Here is a 17,672-nt window from a genome sequence, read left to right on the forward strand (position 1 = left end):
TCTTACCTCTCTTGCGAGTATCGTTTCAATATTTTTGCGGGATTTCCACCAATTAATATAAAATCTTCGTTAAAACTTTTATTAACTACAGAGCCTGCGGCCACTATTATTCCTTTGCCATTTAATTCAACACCAGGAAGAATAGTACAATCCGCACCGATCCATGCTCCTGGACCAATGTATACTTTCTTTCCAATATGTTCCTTACTTTTATAATTTGATTCCCAATCATCAGTATTATAACTTAATGTTAATATTTTCGAGAATGCAGATATAGTTACATCATCGTCTATAACTAGACCTCCTCCACCATGTAAAAAAACATAATCATTAAATCTGCAGTTATTTCCAATGCGTATATTAGCTGTGTCCTTAATGATTACTTTTCCAAAAATCATTAAATTTTTATCACGTGCGTTTAATTTTTTTTTGTACCACAATAATCTTAGCTTTCTTAATCCTCTATTAGTGATCTTTGTTGCTATACTCACAGATTCAATTCCTTTCGAAAAGCAGCTTTTTTAAAACTCAATTATTGATAAACCACTTGTGCTGGACCACCCCTTAATAATCTCATCTAGATAAATAGTGAGATTTTCGATATTTCATTATTTTTTAGTTTGCAACTTGATTTAAAAATGTTCAGATCTTAGACAACTGTAATTTTTTCCAAATGTTTGTAAAAAAGTTTATTAATATTCTAAAATAAAGCGTTGCTTTGTATATCAAATAGTAAGCTGATGTACTTTCTTATCATATATTGAACTTTCACAGTAGCGAAGAAACTTTATTTCTTACAATATCCCGATATAAATCTGAAATTTTCTTCATTTCCTCTTGTACTGAAAAACCGTGATCTATAATAACTTTTGCATTCCTCTTGCGATCAAAATCACTATTTTTTTTCATAGTGTACAATTTATTGGCCCAAGCTTTTGAATCCGCACTTAAGGACATTGAATAGCAGTCTTCTGTTATTATTACCTCATTTGTTATCTCATTTGATATTAAACAGGGTAATCCACTTGTTTGTGCTTCTAAGACTGCATTTGGAAATCCTTCGAAAAATGAAGGAAATAGAAATAAATCAGCTGCTGATAACATGTTAGAAACATCTCGCCTTAACCCAGCAACGATAACATTCTTTTCTATGTTCAAATAATTAATTTTTTCTAGAATTTCTCTCTTTAGTTCCCCATCACCAACTAACAATAATTTCGAAGTTGGTTCAAGCTTTAAATATTCACTAAAAATATCCAGCAAGAATAAATGATTTTTTTGCTCTCGCATCGCCCCTAAATGTATAATTAATTCTTCATTATAAAGATGAAATTCTTGTCTAATATTTAGTCTTGAGTGCTCATTATACATATACTTATCAATATCAAGTCCATTGTTTATTACCGTAAAATCAGAATTTTTACCAAAGAGCCAATTTCCTGCTAATCCTGACACTGAAATCATTCTAATTTTGTTACTAGGCAAGAATAACGAATTGATTTTATGTAACATATTAGTGATTTTTGATTTGGAAGCTCCAGCATTCCTACTGTGAACTACTACCGGAATGTTATTTTTCACTGCACAAAAAATTGGAGTCACATAACTTAATGTGTTCATGTGACAATGGATAACATCAAATTTTTTTTCTTTAAACAATTGCATTAATTCTCTTCTGTTTTTGACAGGGTTCTTACTTCTTGGAGTAATGCGGTAAAACTCACTTCCTCTTTCAGAAAACTCCTTGTAATAATATGGTTCCCCACTACCTGCATACAAAAAATCAAAATGAAATTCATCTGAATCAATGTTGTTATATAATTTATATAAGTAGGTCTCTATGCCACCTAACTTTGAATCAATTCCATAATGCAATACTTTGATCATGATCTCCAAACCCTTCACATTATCAATTTTTCACAACAAAATCATTCAAGTTTTATGAATACAGCTTAAAGTAGTAATCTTCTATTTCTTTAGCATTACTATCAATATCATAACCTTTTGCCCTTACTTGTTCTGAATAATCAATGGTTCTATCTTCCTCTGAACATCCTATAATTACCTGACTCCAAATATCTTGCTTTAAAGGTATTCTTTCCACTAATTTTGTAATACTGGCTTCATTAGGAACATTATCTGAGACAATACATCTTAGTCCAGACGCTTGAGCTTCAATAACTACCATACCAAGTCCTTCAAAGAGAGACGGAAAAACAAAAATATCCATCGCTTGCATAAGATCATGCACATCATTCCTTGCACCTGTAAAAAGGACCTTATCTTCTAAGTTCAACTTATTAATTTTAGTAGTTATACTATCTCGAAGTTCACCGTCACCAACCAACATAAGAACTGCATCTTGTCTCACTTTTGATACTATATTAAACATATCAATTAAAAACTCATGGTTTTTCTGATTATGAAATCTACCTACATGTCCAATTATATATTTATCACTTAACTGATAATAATCTCTTACGATTTTTCTTTTTTCTAGATCAAATTTATATTTTTTTGAATCGATAGCATTTTTGATAATTTTAAACTTACTACTTTTTACAGCCTTTTTCCCAAATAACCATTCCCCGGCTTCTAAAGAGCACGCAAACAATTGATCTACTTTGAATCTTATTGGGAATTGTAAAACATTTTTAACCAAAGCACTAAAACCTTTACCAGATGATATATTATGACTATGAGCTATTGTTTTCAATCCAAATTTCTTAGCTATAGATAGATAAATTGAAGCCGTGCTCCTTACATGACCATGGATTATTTTATACTCCGTATGATTCTCGAAGAATTCCCTCCAAGATGTGGTAAATTCAAAAAAATTTATTCCTTTGAAAATTGGAAGGATATAGATTCTCCCTCCCATACTTTTAATTTCATCTGCGAAAAAGATCTCATCTTCTCTATCGATGATAAAATCAAACTGTATCTTTGTCCTATCAATATTGCGATATAGATTCATTATCATGGCTTGAGAACCACCATTATTTAAACTTCCAATCACCTGTAAAATCCTTATCATATTTATCACCTATTCATGAAGGTATGTGGTGAGCTCTCTCTTTTGAACAATTGTAGTATTATCGGGATAGTTGCCTCTTAGAATTGCTCCAGCACCGACCACGCAATCATTACCAATCTTAGTCCCTCTTAAAATCACGACGTTTGCTGCAATCCAAACATTATCACCTATATCTACTTCCGATGATTTATACAGTTTAGAGTTTTTACTTTTATAATCATGATCATGGTCATAAATTAATACATTCGGACCAATCTGCACATTAGATCCAATCTTAATACTTTGATGAGCGGTAATCATGCACCGATGATTGATAAATGTATTGTTTCCAATAGTGAGTTGCGCATATTTTCGTACTCTTAATTTCACGCCACTTCTAATTCGAACTCTTTTACCTATTGATAATAAACCTCTCTTTCCTATCTCTATCTCTGTGAATGGAGATATGATATTAAGAGGGGGAAATTTAAACTCTCTCAGATGAATTATCCGAATAATATTAAATTTGATAAATGAATACACAACACAAATTATTGCCCTAAAGTATTTTTTCATATTCACCAAACCTATTTTTTTGAAATAAACACTATCTTACATCGCATCTTCTATTTTTCTTTTATAAGCTTCTATTACAATATATCGATCAAACTCTCTTTCCACTTTCAACCTTGATTTCTCACCCATAATCTTTTTATTTACATAGGAAAGTCCTAGGAAATCCTCTATTATATTCACCAATGAACCTGTATTTCCAGGAACAAAGACGTGCCCATTCTCCCCTATATCTATTGTCTCACGACAACCAGCAATGTCCGAGGCTATCAACACTCGTCCAGTAGCAGCTGTCTCTAACAGCACATTAGACAGCCCTTCACCACCATGTGAGGCTTGAATAAGACAATGAGATTGCTGAATAAAGGGCTTAACATCAGTTTGATAACCCAAATACTTTATGTATCCTCTCTCTTCATAATCACTGATTAAATCCGCATATTGTTGATGAGTCGATTCTATAAAACCTATTACATTAAACACAGTTTCCGGATATTTCTCCTTAATGATCTTGGCTGCTTCTAAGAACTGATCAATTCCCTTATCCTGCATGATTCTTCCGATAAATAGAAATGATATGGGTTGATCTTCTTCAGGAAAAGATTTTAACGAGAATTCTTGCAGATTCACACCCGAACCTGGAATGAGTTCATGATTGCCGTTAATTATTCCCTTCTTTAACAGAGTCGCTTGATCTTCTGTGTTTTGGAAGAATACACAATGAGATTTCTTTAAGCTCACTTTATATAGCATGGTTAGAAAGCTCTTGAGTATAGGGTTATGACCAAATCCACTGCCTAGCCCGGTGATATTGTTAATGCAAGGAATGCCAAGCAATCGGCAAGCCAGTCCTCCATAAAGGTTAGGTTTGATGGTGTAAGAAAGAACCACATCGGGTTTAATAGATTTAAGTATCTTTAAATAATGTCCAATTAGTTTCAGATCCGTTATTGGATTGGTACCTCTACGATCCACTTTAGTTTCAATAAACTTACATCCCCACTCAATCATTATATCTACTTTTTCATCTTTGGGCAGAGAGATGTATACTTCATAATTTTGTTGAAGTAGATCTTGTATAAGTTCCTTTCGGAAGTTATAAATCGCAAAGCCATGATTACCTAACAAAATAACTTTTTTCTTTTTCATGGATGTCACCTTATCTGTTACTTTTTATTATTGATTCATCATATTCTACAGCGATATATTCAAATGACGGCCTTATCGTATCACCATAAGCTTTATTCCGAATGTTTTGTTGACGATATCTACATTATTTGGCAACAGTCTTAGCGTTGGTTTGAAAAAGCTTGTTAAGCTTATTTCTCTATTAAATGAACGGGCCATGATCATAATGATATCTAGAGTACTTGCGTATATGTCATTTTGCGGGTAGAATCCCCCAGATTCTTAATGGTCAATAATAAGATTTATGAATTGTGATAAATTATCTACATAAATCATGCTTCTCTTATTATGAATATAAGTCAGCAGCGGTGCTTTTTATACCAACTTCTTTAATCTCGAGAAATTCCCTTTGCAATTAGATCCGTAAACCATTGGCCTTCTAATAATTACTGTCTTAAATAACTCGTCCCTTAACATTTGCTTAGCATTGTTTGCTTCATGCTTGCTCTTTTCCATAAAAAACAGAAGGTTCAGGTAGAGTATCTAAAGTGATGAATTTCTCTTCAGCAATCTTTCCGTCTTTCCCATACACAATAATGCTACTCATAAAAATAGCCTGTTTTTACCTTCTCTTCGCTAGCTTTCGTTGGAACTTCAATCGCCAAATCACGATTAACTTTATAATATTGTTGCTCCATACTTGGATCCGTAGATACATGAGCAATTCCAGCAACATGGAGTACTACATCATAAATTGAAAAATCATGTTCCTTCCATTCCGTACCTCTAACCGATAGCTCCACAACTTCGTGTTGATCTGGCCATTGTTCCAGCCACTTCATAAAATTTGTACCCACATAACTACCTTTACCAGTTATTAATATCTTTCGTTTACTCATCTTATAAAGTTACTCCTTTAGTAGAAGACACTTCCTGTTTTGTTGTTCCTTCTTTTACACCATCAGACTTCAAAACACTTAGTATCGTCATAAAAAATACCTTTATATCAAACTTAAAAGAAAGACTTGCAACATACTCCCCATCAAGACTCGCCTTCTTCTCAATAGGTAACTCATCTCTACCATTAATCTGAGCCCATCCAGTCAACCCAGGTTTGATATCATTAGCTCCATATTTATCACGTTCAGCAATCAAATCATATTGATTCCATAATGCAGGGCGAGGTCCCACGATACTCATTTCACCTTTTAGGATATTGATAATCTGAGGTAATTCATCCAAGCTTGTTTTTCTTAGGAACTTACCTACTTTAGTAATGAAGAAATCAGGATCTTCCAGTAGATGCGTCGGCATGTCTTGTGGTGTGTCTGTACGCATTGTTCTAAATTTTAGTATGTAGAATTCCGATTTATTTTTACCTAAACGTTTTTGTTTAAATAATATAGGGCCCTTGGAAGTTGTCTTAATTGCGATCGCAATGATTAAAAAGACTGGCCATAACACTAGCATCCCAATTAAAGCTAATAGAAAATCAATGGTTTGTTTCACGTAAACATAAGGTCTCATAAATTCACCTGATCCTTTAAGTTACTATTTCTTCATATATGTAGATCATCTCTATGCCAAATGAGCATAGAGATGATATTTTACTACTCTCTTAATCCGCCATTTTCGCAGCCAGATCTTTTCCCAACTGAAGCTGTGATTCAAATTCACTTTTATATTGACTAATAATTTCAGTACTGTAGCCATTGCTGTTCAGTTTTTGTTCAGCATCAGCAACTATACTATTGAAGCTAGCAGTAAATGAGGCTAGTTGTTGTACACCTTTAGCTTTAATACTTTTCTTACTCGCCTCATCTGTTGCTCCAACATACTCAAACGCAATACTCATTAATGTAGATTGACTCTGATTTTTAAGCGCCGTAAGCTTAGCTTCTGTGTCACTAGTGATAGTTTCATAAGAAACCTTTCCAGTTCCTGCAGAACTACCACCTGGTGCACCTGTTGTATCCGTTGGCGCTGGTGTCGCTACTGGAGATGGGTCCTTAACATTGTCATTGTTTGTCGATCCATTAGTGGTTTGTTCCTGATAAGCCTTGGAAGCTGCAGTAATGGTCTTCGTCTTCTGATCCCAGCTAATGTTATGACCTACAGATTCCGATAAAAAACGTAGAGGCACATATAATGAACCATTCAGGATGAAGCTAGATTGGCCTGTAGGCAAAGCCTTGGTTGCACTGTTAAATACATAACTTGCCTTAACTTGATTGAGGACAATATTCTTCGCTGCTGCTGAAGAACTATTCCCGTTCGTTGCATTCATTAGGTATTCTTTAATCACAACTAACTCTGAGCTGCTTGGCTCTGCAACTGTAACTTTAATGTTTTTAGCATCCCAAGCTACACTCTTCTGCAAGGCATATGACATAAAGCGCAATGGAACATAAGTTGTATTGTTGTACATGAATACGTACTGACCTGCGGGTGGCTGAATATTCACGCCGTCAAAAATCAAATTCACGTTCATACTTTGCACTTTAATCGTATTATTTGCAGCCTTAGTCGTTGCACTTGGTACTGCCGCTGCTGCCGATACAGATATAGGTGCGGATGCTGTTAATGGTGCTAAACCAATTGAAGCAATTAATGATAAAGCCACGACTGATAGTGTTGCTTTAGACATATTTATTCACTTCCCTTTTCTTTCGCTTTTAGTCGTTCTTCTTCAGCAATAATTTGGTCACGTGTTTTTCCTTGACTAACTCCGTACTTTTTAGCAATTTGAGATAACTCATTGTATTGCTCATCAGATACTTTACCGAGAATGATACTGCGTGCTTCTCGCTTTTCTTCTACGGTTAAGCCACCTTTGGCTAATTCTTTTAGGCGGTTAATATCTGATACGCTAAGTTGACCAAGTACAATAGAAGCCACATCTGCTTTATCTTTAATCGTTACATTTTCTTGAATTTGCTTAGCCTTATCCGTGGAGACCTGTGCTGTATAACCATCTGAAGGAGCATCTTTTTGTCCTGATGATGGAGCTTTTGACGGTTCAACAGATTTATCATTGTTTCCTTGATTACTACTTCCCTCATCATTTACTGGTGGGGTAGAAGGTACCGCAGACTCTACAGGTTCGACATTGCTATCATCAACTGTATCAGTTGGTGCTGTTCCTTGATCTTGACCACCAACATTATCCTCAGACTCCAGATCAAAACCATCTGCCATTGAATTCATCAGCTTATCGACAGCATAATTCGCGGCGAACAAGCCGCCAACACCCAGTACTACAATTACTGACAGCGTCCATAAAAGGATCTTTTTCCATCGTTTGTTGAACACTTTATATCCTCCTTTATGAATTACTTAGCTAATAGCGACTTGGGCAACGGGCTGCATCGGTACAATCTGATTGATTATTTCGCGGATAACTTCTGGTTCCTCAGCGAGAACACGTTCCAATCGTTTAAACTCCAACTCTAACTGATTCAGACTTATTACATTAGGTCTACCAATGAAAATTCTTCCATGATCTGTAGAACCTAGATTTTCTTCATCTGTAAGCAACTCTTCATATAACTTCTCACCCTCACGAATACCGGAGAAATGAATATCAATGTCCTTATAAGGTTCATATCCAGAGAGCGTAATTAAGTCTTCCGCCAACGTTAGAATCTTAACCGGCTCTCCCATATCCAGAATGAACACTTCTCCGCCTTTGGCGAAAGAACCAGATTGGATGACAAGCTGAACAGCTTCCGGAATCGTCATGAAATAACGCACCATTTCTGGATGAGTGACAGTGACTGGACCTCCGGCAGCGATCTGCTGCTTAAAGGCTGGAATTACACTACCACGACTGCCAAGAACATTCCCAAAACGCACAGCAGAAAACTTCGTTTGACTTGTAGTGTGCAGGCTCTGCACATACATTTCTGCAATCCGTTTAGTAGCACCCATTACACTGGTTGGGTTAACCGCCTTATCCGAAGAGATCATTACGAATCTCTCGGCACCATATTTATCTGCACAATCCGCAACATTTTTGGTGCCAAAAACATTATTTTTAATGGCTTCCGAAGGATTACGCTCCATTAAAGGAACGTGTTTATGTGCTGCTGCGTGAAAGACTACATGCGGTCTATGGCCACTGAATACATCCATCATCCGACTACGATCCTGCACATCTGCTATCACGGTTACAATGTTCAACTCCGGAAAACTCTTACGAAGCTCCATTTCAATCGTGTAAATACTGTTCTCACCGTGTCCAAGTAACATCAGCTTGTCCGGACCAAAAGGAGCAATCTGCCGGCATAACTCTGAACCAATAGAGCCGCCAGCCCCCGTAACTAACACCGTCTTATGATGTACATAACCTAAAATACTGTTCAAATCAGCTACGATCGGTTCACGACCTAATAAATCCTCTACGCTAACATCCCGAAGTTTCTTAACTGATATTTTTCCAGCGATCAGATCATTAAGAGCCGGTATAATCTTCAGCTTTGCTCCAGTCTTTTTGGCAAGATTAATAATTTCAGAAATCTCAGTACGTGAAACAGAGGGCATGGCGATAATTATCTCATGAATTTCTCTTTCTTTCACAATAGCTGGGATTGCGTAACGATTTCCAATTACAGGAACACCCATAATGTACATATGGTATTTATTCGCATTATCATCAATGAAACCGACTAATTTGGTATGCGCAAAAGAGGATCCCATCATTTCCCGAGCAATTAATATCCCACAATCACCAGCACCTACAATTAGTGTATGGGTCTTAGTGTCTTTGTAATTGATTCGGTCATTATGAAGTACTCTCCACAAAAATCGGACTCCACCTACTAATAAAAGAATAGTCTCCATCGACCGAACTTCTATGGCAAGAGGTACTCTATCCGGCAAAATTAGATATGCCAGTGCAAATGAAAATAAAGACCCTACTACAATAGCTTTAGAAACCGATATAATTTCACCGATGCTGGCATATTGCCACATTCTTCGGTAAAGACCGAAGTATATCAGGCTTCCACCAAATGCAAATGTTGCAATCAAACCAAATTGCAGCATCTGTACAACGTATTCCTGAAGAGCATGGTTAGGGTACCGAAACAAATAAGATGTCACAATACTGAACCAAATGATCGCAAGATCAATGAAGAATAAAAGAATCACTCTAGATTTCGCTGTCATTTTCAGTGCCTCCAAAAATAACATTTTTAATTATGAATAAATCAATTTCCATAGTAGTAGTAATAGTACCCTTCACTAGCTTTACGTTTTACATTATTGAGAACAACGCCGAGCATTTTTGCACCTACACGATCTAGATTAGCTTTAGCTTTTACTGCGATATCGCGTTTCACCTTACCATAACTGACAACCATAATAACGCCATCACTCTTCGAGGCCACAATTTGTGCATCCGTAACCGCTAATAATGGTGGAGTATCAATAAGAATGACATCATACCGCTGACGCAAATCCTGTAAAAGAGTGCTCATCCGATTAGATGCCATCATTTCCGCCGGGTTGGGCGGGATTGGTCCAGAGGTCATAATTGAAAGATTATTAACACCGGAGTCTTGGACAGTGTCCTCAAGAACTGCCTGTTGAGACAGTAGGGAGGATAAACCAAAACGGTTGCTTAGTGTAAAAGTCTTATGTGCCGTCGGCTTCCGCAAATCGGCGTCAATCAACAATACTCTTTTATCTGCTTGTGCGTAAGCTGCCGCCAGGTTAGCAGATACCGTAGATTTACCTTCTTCCGGTCCGGATGAAGTGACCATAATCACTTGAATAGTCTGATCTACAGAAGAAAAATCAATATTCGTGCGCAATGCGCGAAACGCTTCAGAGACAGGAGAGCGTGGGTTCGTAACGGTGATCAGATGGCGTTGTTTATTTGGAAGCTGTGACATGTTCGAGGTCCCCCGCCTTTCTGGATGATTGTTTCTGAGTTTGTGCGGCACCTTGCTTGCTTTCATCTTGACCCAATCTTGTAATCATAGCTATGGTAGGCAAACCAAGATACTTCTCAATATCAGCTTCTGTCTTCAGGGTGTCATCCATATATTCCAGCAGGAAGGCAATCCCTAATCCAATCATCAAAGAGACGATAAAAGCAATAGCCATGTTCAGTAAAACATTTGGTTCTACCGGCCGTGGCTCAACAGTTGGATTCACTTTAGCTTCATTCAGAATCGATACATTTTCCACATTAAATAGACTTGGAATTTCTTCCTTGAACACAAGTGAAATGGCATTCACGATTTCAGCAGCCCGCTGATAAGAATTATCTCGAACGACAAGTGTCATCACCTGCGTATTATTTACGGAACTCACATTAACCTTTTTTAATAGCTCTTCCGCAGTAATATTGAATTGCGGATAATCCTTTGTAACAATATCAAGGATGGCCGGAGTCTTAATAATTTCCTTATACGTATTAATTAATTGAATATTGGTATTAATCTGGTTTAAATCAAGCTGCCCCACCGCTGACTGCGTCGGTGTTTGGTTAACGATAATCTTCGTGGATGCCTCATATACCGGGTTTTTAATATACAGACTATATACACCAGCAATACCGCACACCAATACAACTATGCTGAAAATGAGCCATAGTCTCTTCCTGACGATCTGAAAATAATCGCGAAGATCCAATTCTTGTGATGACAAGTGAAATTACCCCCAAGCTATTTCTGAAATATTTCGATGCCTGTTCAAATCTTCCCTATTTGCAAAAAAATCGCCTCCTCTCACCTACATGAGAGGAGGCTGTATACTATAAGTTTTATTTACTTGAAGTTAATAGTACGGTAGATAATTACTGCTGCTTCAGCACGGGTAGCTGTATCGTTCGGGTTGAACTTACCAGCATTTCCGATAACCAGGTTGTGGCTTGCTGCAAATGCTACGCCATCTCTTAGGGATGCGCTGATCTTAGCAGCATCAGAGAATTTACTGATTGCAGTAGAATCTGTTTTTGCATCAGGATTGATAGATTTCAACGCACGGGAGATCATTGTTGCCATTTCTGCACGTGTAATAGTTGCATTAGGATCAAATTTGGCCGCACTGCGTCCAGTAATAATCCCTTTTTCTGCTGCAACTGCTACATATGGTGCATACCAAGCAGTTGAACTTACATCGCTAAAGCTTTGTACAGCAGAGTTGTTTTCCAGGTTAAGCGCACGAATCAACATTTTGGAGAACTCAGCACGAGTTACGTTGCTCTTCGGTGCAAATTTACCTGCTCCGACTCCTTCAATTGCACCTTTAGCAGCTACGACTTGAATTTGTCTGCCAGCCCATGCTTGTACAGCAGCAATATCATTAAAGGAGACTTTATTCTCAAGTACTGCGTAAGAAGAGAATGTATCACGTGGTTCTACGATGAAATCTCCATCAAGAACTCCACCTTGGAATTGCAGGTCGCCGTATACAAGCTTACCAACGGAAAGCAATTCTTTATCAAGACCATCAGTATTCTTAAGTGGCAGTTTGATAGTAATTGGTTGTTTAAATGTGCTTTGTACTACACCGTTCACACTAAGTGTGAATTCGTACACATCCGAAGCCAATTTCAGCTTGGTAACGGAAGTTACAACTTCTGGTTTAGCTGTAGTTACTGTCAATGAAATCGCTGTGCTGAATTGGCTTACAGGAATCGTTACAGTTACACCGTTGAAAGTAACGGCGATATTCGCAATACCTTTAGCTTTTGCAGCTTCAATAATGGCTTGGGAAAGTGGAACTTCAACTGTAGTAGCGTTTACTGTTCCCAGATTCAGGGTCAAAGTAAGACCAGTTTTACCAGGGTTCGCTGCAACCAGTTTATCAAATTCTTTAATTACATCAGCATCAACCAATTTCAAGGTTGCTTTACCGTCAACAATGCTTACGAGCTTAGATACGTCATAGATTCCTGGAGTTTGCACAGGAGCTACAGGCGTTGTAACACTTCCATTTCCGCTTCCACTACTACCATTACCGTTGCCGTTGCCATTACCGTTGCCATTATCGCCTAATCCGTAGGCTTTAATATAAGCAAATGCAAGTGATTTCGCCGCAGGTTTCGCGGATTTAATATTATTGTTCAGGTTTTTCAGTGTTTCTTTCACATCACTAGCAGTAACTCCAAGCTTGTCCAACGCTTGACTTACTGTGAGTGCTCCTGTTCCTGTTGTATGGCTCAATACTTTCGCAATAGCTTCATTCAGCAAAGTATCGTAACCAGATTCAGAAGTAAGGATTGCCAACAAATCTGCAGTTGACTTGCTGCTTACCAGATCACGAAGTTCTGTTTCAATACTGCTCAAAAATTCAGCAACACTATCAACAGTAAGTCCAGACACACCCGCTTTAGCTGCAATTTTGCTTACCAAAGCAATGTTTTTGTCATCGTTACGGATCACTTGGATTCCGGAGAAGTCATTTCCATAGACATCGTAGACTACACTAGTAACGCTTTGGAACAATTTAAGTGATGTTTTTGTTTCTTCTCCATCCAGTGAAAGCTTGTTCAGTACTGGAGCAAAAATTTCTGTAAATTCTTTCTCACTCAGTGCTGCAACCTCAGTCTTCAAATTGTAGAGATAAACTGCATCTGTTGCGGTCAATTGTTTGTAAACAGCAAGAACCTTATCCTTAACTGCTGCACTGCTACTAACTGTAGCCGCAGATGCTGTGCCTACTGCTCCAAGGCTTCCCAACGGAAGACCCGCTACGGATGCTGCTACCATACTTGCTGCTAATGTTGATACTACTAGTTTCTTTTTCAAAGTCACTAAATATCCACCTCTTCTTATGTATTAAAATACTGTACTACCATAGACCTAGAACAATTCGCCCAAATGCTACGCTATTACGTATAGCATTAAATCACCCAATAAAACCCATTCTACCACTATTAGGTAGATTAGTCAGCCCTTTCGGAAAAAAAATCCAAACAATTTTTGTCGGTTTCCCCTTGTTTGTACGTGTTTTCCATGAATAACCTCGCCATTGGTCATAATTTGCTGAGCATTGCCGCGAACATAGTCACGCATCTCAGGGCCTAATTCTTTCTCCATAACCACATAAGCAGCGTTTAATCCAAAAGGACGATGAACACTGTCATGTGCATCAGAGGCCAACACATGTACTGCATTTCTACGGCATAGCTCCAGCGACAATCTCTGTAGCTTATTCCCGAAAACGCCTGCAAGACTCTGTGCGGTTACCTGTCCAAGTGATCCTAGCTCTATCAATCTCTCTAGTTTAGAAGGATCAGCAGCTATTTCAGCATTGCGCTCCGGATGGGCGATGACCGGAACGAACCCTTGAATGATCAGCTCGTGGCAGATTTCTTCCATGTTACGTGGTACTCGTGAAGAAGGCATTTCCAGTAAAATATACCGCGAATCTGCAAGACTCAGCAGTTCCCCCCGCTCCAGATCATTCAGCAGATCACCGTAGATACGGATCTCTTGACCTGAAAGAACAAGCAGTGGATTACCAGCCTGACGAAGTCTTTCATTCATCAGCTCCACAGCTTCTTTAATCTTGGGGGCGTTATTCATATATTGACCGTTGGCATGATGTGGCGTGGCGATGACTGAAGTAATCCCTTCTCTGTGGGCGTCTTGCGCCATGGCAAGAGCAGCTTCCCAATCAGAGGCTCCGTCATCCAAAAAGGGTAAGATGTGGCAGTGAATATCTATCATATGTTATCTATCGGTCCTTTTCCATAGAAATTTTAGTTTTATCAACAAAAAAATACAACCATTCCCTCCAGGAATGGTTGCTTGATTGTAAATGAGTTCATATCTTACGCTTCGGTTGACTCCTCTTGCTGAGATTCATTTGCTATCATTTCAGCATCCTCTGAATCCGGAGATTCATTCTCAGAAGGGCGAATATACCCATCGATTAAGCCCCAAAGCTCGTCTTTGCCGAGACCAATTTCCGAGGAGAATGGAATAAAATTATCCCCTGGCAGCACGCCCAGCTCCTGCTTCATGGTCTTGATATGCTTTTGCCAGCGTGTCTTAGGAATTTTATCCGCTTTGGTCGCTACAACACACATAGGAAGATCATAATGCTTCAACCAGTCGAACATCATCTTATCATTGCTGGTAGGCGAATGCCGCAGGTCCACAATAAGCAGAACAAGCTTCAACGTATCGCGCTCAGAGAGGTATTTCTCAACCATTTTACCCCACACCGCGCGTTGTGTCTTGGAGACTTTGGCATACCCGTAACCTGGAAAGTCAACAAAATACATGCTGTCTTCATTGATACGGTAATAGTTCATGTGTTGTGTCTTACCAGGCGTGGAGCTTGTCCGAGCCAGATTCTTACGGTTAATCATTCGGTTAATGAGGGAAGACTTCCCCACATTGGAACGCCCTGCCAGAGCAACCTCTGGCAAGGAATCATCAGGGTACTGATCAGGGCCAACGGCACTGATAATAAATTCGGCAATATTAACTTTCATAGGACTTCCTTTCTAATGCACACTACTCGGTGGCTCACTGCTAATTTCATTATGATGCTCAACTAACGCATGATGCAAGACCTGATCCATATTAGATACAGGTACGAACTCAACATCATTACGTACGCTCTCAGGAATATCTTTCAAATCCCGTTCATTGTCTTTGGGAAGAAGGATCTTTTTATATCCAGCTCGGTGAGCCGCAAGAGATTTCTCTTTCAATCCACCAATTGGCAGTACACGTCCCCGCAAGGTGATTTCACCTGTCATCGCCACATCCTTCGAAACATAACGTTTCGTGAGCGCGGAGATCAATGCGGTTGCAATCGTAATCCCTGCAGACGGGCCATCCTTCGGAATTGCACCTTCCGGGATATGGATATGAATATCAATCTTCTCATAAAAATCGGGCTGGAGCCCCAGCTCCTCCGCCTTCGAACGAGTATAGCTGAATGCTGCCTGTGCCGACTCCTTCATTACATCGCCAAGCTGTCCGGTAAGGGTTAGTTTACCTGTTCCCTGCACAACCGTAACTTCGATCAGCAGTGTATCTCCACCGACCTCAGTCCAAGCTAGCCCAGTGACCGTACCGATCTGATCTTCAAGCTCAGCCATACCGTAACGATATTTAGAAGCCCCAAGATAATCCTTGATGTCGTCAGGAAGAATGACCACTTTCTCTTTTTCCTCAGACACGATTTGTTTCGCAGCTTTGCGGCATAATGCTGCAATCTGCTGTTCCAAATTACGAACACCGGATTCACGGGTATATTCGCGGACAATGCGTAATAAGCTATCGTCTTCGATAATCAGTTGATCTTCTGCAAGACCGTGGTTTTTCTTCTGCTTAGGCAATAGATAACGGCTGCCGATTTGCAGTTTCTCCAGTTCCGTATAACCTGGAATGAACAGCATTTCCATCCGATCCAGCAAAGGACGCGGAATATTATGCACTACGTTCGCTGTTGTTACAAACATTACGTTCGACAAGTCGAACGGCAACTCTACAAAATGATCACTAAACGTGTTGTTTTGTTCTGGATCCAACACCTCAAGCAGCGCTGAAGATGGATCTCCACGGAAATCCGCAGCCATCTTATCGATTTCATCCAATAGGATAACCGGATTAATCGTACCCGCCGTCTTCATGCCTTGGATAATCCGGCCCGGCATCGCACCTACATAAGTCCGGCGATGACCTCGAATCTCCGCCTCATCACGTACACCGCCTAACGAGATACGGACGAACTTGCGGTTGAGCGAACGGGCGATGGAACGAGCCAGTGAGGTTTTCCCCACCCCCGGAGGACCTACAAGACATAAAATCGGACCCTTAAGCTTCTTAACCAGCTGCTGAACAGCCAAATATTCCAATACCCGTTCCTTTGGTTTTTCCAAACCGTAGTGATCCTCATCAAGTACCTGCTCGGCCTTTTTGATGTCAAGATCATCCTCTGTCTGTTCACTCCAAGGGAGACTAAGCAGCCAATCTACATAGTTGCGAATGACGCCGCCTTCCGCAGAGCTGACTGGCATTTTTTCCAGCCGATCGATTTCTTTCTCCATCTTTTCTTTCACACGTTCTGGAACATTTTTCTCTTCCATTAGCGTCCGCAGCTCTTCCGCTTCTCCTACCCGGCCTTCCTTCTCGCCGAGTTCTTTCTGGATCGCTTTCATTTGCTCACGCAAATAATATTCCTTCTGCGTCTTTTCCATCTGCTTTTTGACACGTTGATTGATCTTACGTTCAAGCTCCAGCACTTCACGCTCATTATTAAGAATATCAAGAAGCTTCTCCAGCCGTTTACTAACATCAATCGTCTCGAGAATTTCTTGCTTATCCTTAATTTTTAGCGATAAATGACTCGTAATGACATCCGCAAGTCGACCAGGCTCTTCTATATCGGATACAGCAGCGAGGGTCTCTGGGGTCACTTTTTTGGATAACGTAATATAGTGTTCGAACTGATTGAGTACTGTACGCATCAGCGCGTCACATTCTTGATCGCTATCTTCATCTTCCGGCAGCTCACGCGCCATAACCTCATAGTACTCATCATTATCGATATAATTAATAATTTCGGCCCGTTCTACACCTTCAACCAGTACACGTATCGTACCGTTTGGAAGCTTCAGCATTTGCCGCACATTGGCGACAGTACCGACCCGAAAAATATCGTCCTGACCTGGCTCTTCAATATTCACTTCCGACTGGGAACAAAGAAGAATCAAATTATCTTCAACCATAGCTTTCTCTAGCGCCCGAACTGACTTCTCACGGCCCACATCCAAGTGAAGAACCATGCTTGGGTACACAAGAAGCCCTCTTAGCGGCAATAAAGGAAAACGACGACCTTTTGTTTTATTTGTCATCATCGCTTTCGCACCTCCCATGGCTCTCAATTAATCTCATATGCATTCATTCTAACAAAAGCAGCCCCAAAACACCAACAGAGTCCTTAGATTTCAAGAAGAACCGACTTGCTTTTCCATAAA

General features: G+C 39.4%; 16 protein-coding genes. All 16 read right to left on the bottom strand.

Features of this window, described 5'->3' with window-relative positions:
• Positions 1–2 precede the first annotated feature (2 nt).
• Positions 3–491, bottom strand: a complete 489-nt coding sequence (locus tag NST94_RS23795; RefSeq protein WP_339281350.1) for an acyltransferase — start codon at positions 489–491, stop codon at positions 3–5.
• 277 nt (positions 492–768) lie between these two features.
• On the bottom strand, positions 769–1,887 hold the full coding sequence (locus NST94_RS23800) for a glycosyltransferase (protein WP_339281351.1): 1,119 nt from the start codon (positions 1,885–1,887) through the stop codon (positions 769–771).
• 52 nt (positions 1,888–1,939) lie between these two features.
• The gene (locus NST94_RS23805; RefSeq protein ID WP_339281352.1) at positions 1,940–3,037 is read right to left on the bottom strand and encodes a glycosyltransferase family 1 protein; all 1,098 of its coding nucleotides are present in this window, start codon (positions 3,035–3,037) and stop codon (positions 1,940–1,942) included.
• A gap of 9 nt (positions 3,038–3,046) precedes the next feature.
• Positions 3,047–3,592: an acyltransferase gene (locus NST94_RS23810; protein ID WP_339281353.1), complete on the bottom strand. Its 546-nt coding sequence runs from the start codon at positions 3,590–3,592 to the stop codon at positions 3,047–3,049.
• A gap of 36 nt (positions 3,593–3,628) precedes the next feature.
• A complete protein-coding gene (locus tag NST94_RS23815) occupies positions 3,629–4,738 on the bottom strand; it encodes a glycosyltransferase family 4 protein (RefSeq protein ID WP_339281354.1) in 1,110 nt (369 codons plus the stop codon).
• Between the two features lie 578 nt (positions 4,739–5,316).
• On the bottom strand, positions 5,317–5,616 hold the full coding sequence (locus NST94_RS23820; RefSeq protein WP_339281355.1) for a hypothetical protein: 300 nt from the start codon (positions 5,614–5,616) through the stop codon (positions 5,317–5,319).
• Position 5,617: 1 nt separating this feature from the next.
• Positions 5,618–6,244, bottom strand: a complete 627-nt coding sequence (locus tag NST94_RS23825) for a sugar transferase (RefSeq protein ID WP_339281356.1) — start codon at positions 6,242–6,244, stop codon at positions 5,618–5,620.
• Positions 6,245–6,335: 91 nt separating this feature from the next.
• Positions 6,336–7,364: a copper amine oxidase N-terminal domain-containing protein gene (locus tag NST94_RS23830; protein ID WP_339281357.1), complete on the bottom strand. Its 1,029-nt coding sequence runs from the start codon at positions 7,362–7,364 to the stop codon at positions 6,336–6,338.
• A 2-nt stretch (positions 7,365–7,366) separates the two neighbouring features.
• The gene (locus NST94_RS23835) at positions 7,367–8,029 is read right to left on the bottom strand and encodes a hypothetical protein (protein ID WP_339281358.1); all 663 of its coding nucleotides are present in this window, start codon (positions 8,027–8,029) and stop codon (positions 7,367–7,369) included.
• 24 nt (positions 8,030–8,053) lie between these two features.
• Positions 8,054–9,886: a nucleoside-diphosphate sugar epimerase/dehydratase gene (locus NST94_RS23840; RefSeq protein ID WP_076305568.1), complete on the bottom strand. Its 1,833-nt coding sequence runs from the start codon at positions 9,884–9,886 to the stop codon at positions 8,054–8,056.
• Between the two features lie 41 nt (positions 9,887–9,927).
• Positions 9,928–10,614: a CpsD/CapB family tyrosine-protein kinase gene (locus tag NST94_RS23845; RefSeq protein ID WP_036685074.1), complete on the bottom strand. Its 687-nt coding sequence runs from the start codon at positions 10,612–10,614 to the stop codon at positions 9,928–9,930.
• Positions 10,595–11,374 carry a Wzz/FepE/Etk N-terminal domain-containing protein gene (locus tag NST94_RS23850; RefSeq protein ID WP_036685072.1) on the bottom strand — a complete coding sequence of 260 codons (780 nt, stop codon included), beginning with the start codon at positions 11,372–11,374 and terminating at the stop codon, positions 10,595–10,597. Before NST94_RS23850 ends, NST94_RS23845 begins: the two co-directional genes overlap by 20 nt.
• 119 nt (positions 11,375–11,493) lie before the next feature.
• Positions 11,494–13,485: an S-layer homology domain-containing protein gene (locus tag NST94_RS23855; protein ID WP_280753773.1), complete on the bottom strand. Its 1,992-nt coding sequence runs from the start codon at positions 13,483–13,485 to the stop codon at positions 11,494–11,496.
• 135 nt (positions 13,486–13,620) lie between these two features.
• The gene (locus NST94_RS23860; protein ID WP_076274665.1) at positions 13,621–14,403 is read right to left on the bottom strand and encodes a CpsB/CapC family capsule biosynthesis tyrosine phosphatase; all 783 of its coding nucleotides are present in this window, start codon (positions 14,401–14,403) and stop codon (positions 13,621–13,623) included.
• Between the two features lie 104 nt (positions 14,404–14,507).
• The gene (yihA, locus tag NST94_RS23865; RefSeq protein ID WP_036685063.1) at positions 14,508–15,176 is read right to left on the bottom strand and encodes a ribosome biogenesis GTP-binding protein YihA/YsxC; all 669 of its coding nucleotides are present in this window, start codon (positions 15,174–15,176) and stop codon (positions 14,508–14,510) included.
• A 12-nt stretch (positions 15,177–15,188) separates the two neighbouring features.
• Positions 15,189–17,552 (bottom strand): endopeptidase La, encoded by a 2,364-nt coding sequence (lon, locus tag NST94_RS23870; protein WP_076129428.1) that lies wholly within the window; start codon positions 17,550–17,552, stop codon positions 15,189–15,191.
• Between the last annotated feature and the right edge of the window lie 120 nt (positions 17,553–17,672).

It is taken from the genome of Paenibacillus sp. FSL H8-0282 (genome assembly GCF_037963825.1).
In the GTDB taxonomy this organism is placed as follows: Bacteria; Bacillota; Bacilli; order Paenibacillales; family Paenibacillaceae; genus Paenibacillus_AQ; species Paenibacillus_AQ odorifer.